This is a genomic window from Streptomyces sp. NPDC127119, from assembly GCF_042677425.1.
Classification (GTDB): domain Bacteria; phylum Actinomycetota; class Actinomycetes; order Streptomycetales; family Streptomycetaceae; genus Streptomyces.
In genome coordinates this window covers 1-4,607 of the sequence record NZ_JBHXTO010000276.1, presented here as the reverse complement: position 1 = coordinate 4,607, position 4,607 = coordinate 1, and the positions used below count along the sequence as shown (strand labels likewise).

The following is a 4,607-nucleotide window of genomic DNA, read 5'->3' as shown; positions in this document are numbered from 1 at the left end:
GCGTTTGAGGACACAGTGACGGGAACGGGTAGGGGCGGCGGGGGCGAGGAAAGCCCTTAGGCCAGCCGGGATTCCAGCTCCGCCACGATCTCGTTCACGCCGACCGCCACCTGTTCCCCGGACTCCATGTCCTTCAACTGCACGACCCCCTCGGAGAGATCCCGCTCACCGGCGACGACCGTGTAGCGGGCGCCACTGCGATTGGCGTTCTTCATGGCGCCCTTCAGGCCCTTCCCGCCGTACGAGAAGTCCGCGGCGACCCCGTTGCGCCGCAACTCGGTCACCACACCGAAGAGCACCCGACGGGCCTCCTCCCCGAGCGGCACCGCGAACACACTCGTGGCGGAGGGAAGCTGGAGCGAGACACCCTCGGCCTCAAGGGCGAGGACCGTACGGTCGACGCCCAGCGCCCACCCGACGGACGGCAGCGCGGGCCCGCCGATCATCTCGGAGAGGCCGTCGTAGCGACCGCCACCCCCCACCGCGGACTGCGAGCCGAGCCCGTCGTGCACGAACTCGAACGTCGTCCGGGTGTAGTAGTCGAGCCCCCGGACGAGCTTGGGGTCGTCCTCGTAGGAGACGCCCGCGGCCGTGATCAGCTCGCGCACCTCCTCGTGGTACGCCTTGCACGCGTCGCAGAGGTAGTCCCGCAGGAGCGGGGCGCCCACCAGCTGCTTCTGGACGTCGTCCCGCTTGTCATCGAGGACGCGCAACGGGTTGATGTCGGCGCGGCGCAGGGTCTCCTCGTCGAGGTCGAGCCCCCGCAGGAAGTCCTGGAGCGCGGCGCGGTAGACGGGCCGGCACTCCTTGTCGCCGAGCGAGTTGAGCAGGATCCGGAACTCGCGCAGTCCGAGCGAGCGGTACGCCTGGTCGGCCAGGATGATCAGCTCGGCGTCGAGCGCCGGGTCCTCGGCTCCGATGGCTTCCGCGCCGACCTGGGAGAAGTGCCTGTACCGGCCCTTCTGCGGGCGCTCGTAGCGGTAGTAGGAGCCCGAGTACCAGAGCTTGACGGGGAGGTTGCCGAGCTTGTGGAGGTTGGCCTCCAGGGCGGCCCGCAGCACGGACGCCGTGCCCTCGGGGCGCAGCGCCAGCTGGTCGCCACCCTTGGTCTCGAAGGCGTACATCTCCTTGGTCACGATGTCGGTGGACTCACCGACCCCGCGTGCGAACAGCTCGACGCTCTCGAAGCCGGGCGTCTCGATGTAGCCGTAACCGGAGTTGCGCAGCGGAGCGGCGATCGCCTCGCGCACGGCGAGGTACTTCGCGCTGTCCGGCGGGATGAGGTCGTACGTGCCCTTGGGGGCCCTGAAGGTGCTCACGGGAAGTCTCTCGTCACATTCCTCGTCGAGGAGCGGAGGTCGGGTCCGCTCCGGGGCCGGGCGCCGCCACCTGCCGCAGGTACGGGTTGGTGGCGCGCTCCTGGCCGATGGTCGTCTGGGCGCCGTGGCCGGACAGCACCACGGTCGAGTCGTCGAGCGGCAGGCACACACGTGCCAGCGAGCCGAGCATCTCGTCCATGTCGCCGCCGGGCAGGTCGGTGCGTCCGATGGAGCCGGCGAAGAGCAGATCCCCGGAGAAGAACACGGAGGGGATCTCCGCGCTCTCGGGCATCCGGAACGTCACCGACCCCTTCGTATGGCCCGGCGCGTGCGCGACGGAGAAGTCCAGCCCGGCGAGTCTCAGCGCGGCGCCGTCCGTCAGTTCCCGTACGTCGTCCGGTTCGCCGACCGTCAGCTCGCCCATCAGCGGCATGCCGATCGAGCGGCCGAGCGCCCGCTCCGGGTCGCTCATCATGTAGCGGTCCTCGGGGTGGATCCAGGCGGGCACGTCGTGCGCGCCGCACACCGGGACCACCGAGGCCACATGGTCGATGTGGCCGTGCGTGAGGACGACGGCGACGGGCTTGAGCCGATGCTTGGCGAGCGCTTCCTCGACTCCCTGGGCGGCCTGGTGGCCCGGGTCGATGATCACGCACTCCTCACCGGCGGCGGGGGCGACCACATAACAGTTGGTGCCCCAGGCCCCGGCGGGGAACCCGGCAATGAGCACGTTCGTCCTTCGGTATGCCGTACGGAATGTCGCACGGGGGATGGCTTCGCTGCGGTTCAGAGCCTACCGGCGCTGCCGGAACCACAGCGAACCCATATACGGTACGGGGCACACGCAGGCGGTCGGCTCACAAGACCCACGCGTCCCACCTGACGTACGAGACGCATGAGGAGATAACCCGGTGGTCACCCAGGAACAGCGGCGGCGTCAGCTCGCCCGGGAGAAGTTCTTGCGGCAACAGCAGCGGCGTACGTCCGCTCGGCGCAAGGCCCACGCTCGTAACGCGGTGATCGCGTCGGTCCTCGGCGTGATCGTCGTCGGCAGCGTGGTGTCGTACGCGACCGGGGTCTTCAAGAAGGACGACGACGACAAGTCGAACGCCGCCGCGGAGGCCACCCCGAGCGCCTCCCCCAGCAAGGCCCCGGACCCCTGTGACAAGGCCGCCGCGGGCAAGGTGAAGTCGCTGACGTACAAGAAGGAACCGGCGATCACCATCGACAAGTCGGCGGACTACACGATGAAGCTGCAGACGACCTGCGGCGCGATAGACATCGACATGCCGGCCTCGAAGGCCCCGCACACCGTGAACTCGTTCAGCTTCCTCACGGGCAAGGGCTATCTGGACCACACCAAGTGCCACCGTCTGACGACGAACGGCATCTACGTGCTCCAGTGCGGTGACCCGCAGGGCACCGGCATGGGCGGCCCCGGCTACACGATTCCCGACGAGAACCTCAAGGACAAGCGCCTCAAGGGCGATGTCTATCCGGCGGGCACGGTGGCGATGGCCAACCAGTACAACGCGCAGACGAAGGAAGGCCGCAACAGCGGCGGCAGCCAGTTCTTCCTCGTCTACCAGGACAGTCAGTTGCCGGCCAACTACACACCGTTCGGCACGATTTCCGAATCGGGCATGAAGGTGCTGAAGAAAATCGCGGGCGCCGGCGAGAGCACTGGCCAGGGCGACGGCGCACCCAACGCGACCGTCGTGATCGACAAGGCGACCGTGACGAAATCCTGACCGCAGGCAGCGAAATTTCGGTCGCGCGGGATGCGGACAGCCGCCCCGCCGGTCGCCTATGTTGGCCGTGACGAAACTGTGGACGATGCCCGGGGGCAATGCCGCCCCACGCAGGCATCATGTGGAGGAGGCGCTGTGAGCAGCGACCCGTGGGGCCGCGTCGACGAGACGGGCACCGTGTACGTGCGTACCACCGACGGCGAGCAGGTCGTCGGTTCCTGGCAGGCCGGTACTCCCGACGAGGCACTGGCCTACTTCGAGCGCAAGTACGAGGGACTGGTCGTGGAGATCGGCCTTCTCGAACGACGGGTGAAGACCACCGACCTGTCCTCGAAGGACGCCCAGGTCGCCATCTCCCACATCCGCGAACAGGTGGACGCCCACCACGCGGTCGGGGACCTGGACGCGCTGAAGGTCCGGCTGGACAAGCTCGTCGAGACGGTCGACGCCCGTCGTGAGGAGCGCAAGGCTCAGCGGGCGAAGCAGTCCGACGAGGCCCGGCACTCCAAGGAGGCGCTGGTCGTCGAGGCGGAGGAACTGGCCCAGTCGGACCAGTGGCGGGCCGCCGGTGAGCGGCTGCGGGCGCTCGTGGACACCTGGAAGGGCCTGCCGAGGCTCGACCGGAAGTCCGACGACGAGCTGTGGCACCGCTTCTCGCACGCGCGCTCGGCGTTCTCCAAGCGGCGCAAGGCGCACTTCGCGTCGCTGGACGCGCAGCGCGAGGAGGCCCGCAAGACCAAGGAGAAGCTGGTCGCGGAGGCCGAGTCGCTCTCGGCCTCGGCCGACTGGGGTCCGACGGCGGCCCGTTACCGCGAGCTGATGGCGGACTGGAAGGCCGCGGGCCGCGCCCAGCGCGAGCACGAGGACGACCTGTGGAACCGCTTCCGCGGCGCCCAGGACGTGTTCTTCGCGGCGCGCAGCTCGGTCTTCGCCGAGCGGGACGCGGAGCAGACGGAGAACCTGAAGCTCAAGGAGGAGCTGGCCGAGGAGGCCGAGAAGCTCGTCCCTGTGCAGGATCTGAAGGCGGCCAGGGCCGCTTTCCGCTCGATCAACGAGCGCTGGGAGGCCATCGGCCATGTGCCGCGGGACGCCCGGCCGAAGGTCGAGGGGCGGATGCACGCGGTGGAGCGGGCGCTCCAGGAGTCCGAGGAGACCGAGTGGCGCCGGACGAACCCGGAGGCACGCGCGCGTGCGGAGGGTCTGACCGGGCAGCTGCAGGCTGCGGTGGACAAGCTCCAGGGGCAGATCGAGACGGCTCGCTCCGCCGGTAACGTGGCCAGGGCCGACAAGCTTCAGCGGGAGCTCGATGGGCGGCAGGCGCTGCTTGAGCAGGCGCTCAAGGGGCTGCACGAGTTCGGCGGCTAGCTCCGCCAGGGCGCTCCGCTGGACGGCTGGATTGTTGTCTGCGGGTGCGTCGTGGCCGGGCGCGCAGTTCCCCGCGCCCCTCGAAGAAGGGCTGCGCCCTCTTCGCCAACACAGGAGGGGCTCCCGTACGGTCCGTACGGGAGCCCCTCCTGTGTTGTGTCCGGCTGCTAGG

At 69.2% G+C, this 4,607-nt stretch carries 4 protein-coding genes; 2 read left to right on the top strand and 2 right to left on the bottom strand.

All coding sequences use genetic code 11. From position 1 onward, the window contains the following. Positions 1-56: 56 nt before the first annotated feature. Together hisS and ACFVH5_RS43955 are read right to left on the bottom strand one after the other, a co-directional pair. A complete protein-coding gene (hisS, locus tag ACFVH5_RS43960) occupies positions 57-1,319 on the bottom strand; it encodes a histidine--tRNA ligase (protein WP_385839301.1) in 1,263 nt (420 codons plus the stop codon). Between the two features lie 13 nt (positions 1,320-1,332). Beyond that, positions 1,333-2,049: an MBL fold metallo-hydrolase gene (locus ACFVH5_RS43955; RefSeq protein ID WP_384810158.1), complete on the bottom strand. Its 717-nt coding sequence runs from the start codon at positions 2,047-2,049 to the stop codon at positions 1,333-1,335. A 181-nt stretch (positions 2,050-2,230) separates the two neighbouring features. Between ACFVH5_RS43955 and ACFVH5_RS43950 the strand changes: the two genes are divergently transcribed. Both ACFVH5_RS43950 and ACFVH5_RS43945 read left to right on the top strand, forming a co-directional pair. Continuing rightward, the gene (locus ACFVH5_RS43950; RefSeq protein WP_384810161.1) at positions 2,231-3,070 is read left to right on the top strand and encodes a peptidylprolyl isomerase; all 840 of its coding nucleotides are present in this window, start codon (positions 2,231-2,233) and stop codon (positions 3,068-3,070) included. A 135-nt stretch (positions 3,071-3,205) separates the two neighbouring features. Then, a complete protein-coding gene (locus ACFVH5_RS43945) occupies positions 3,206-4,435 on the top strand; it encodes a DUF349 domain-containing protein (RefSeq protein WP_385839300.1) in 1,230 nt (409 codons plus the stop codon). Positions 4,436-4,607: the final 172 nt, after the last annotated feature.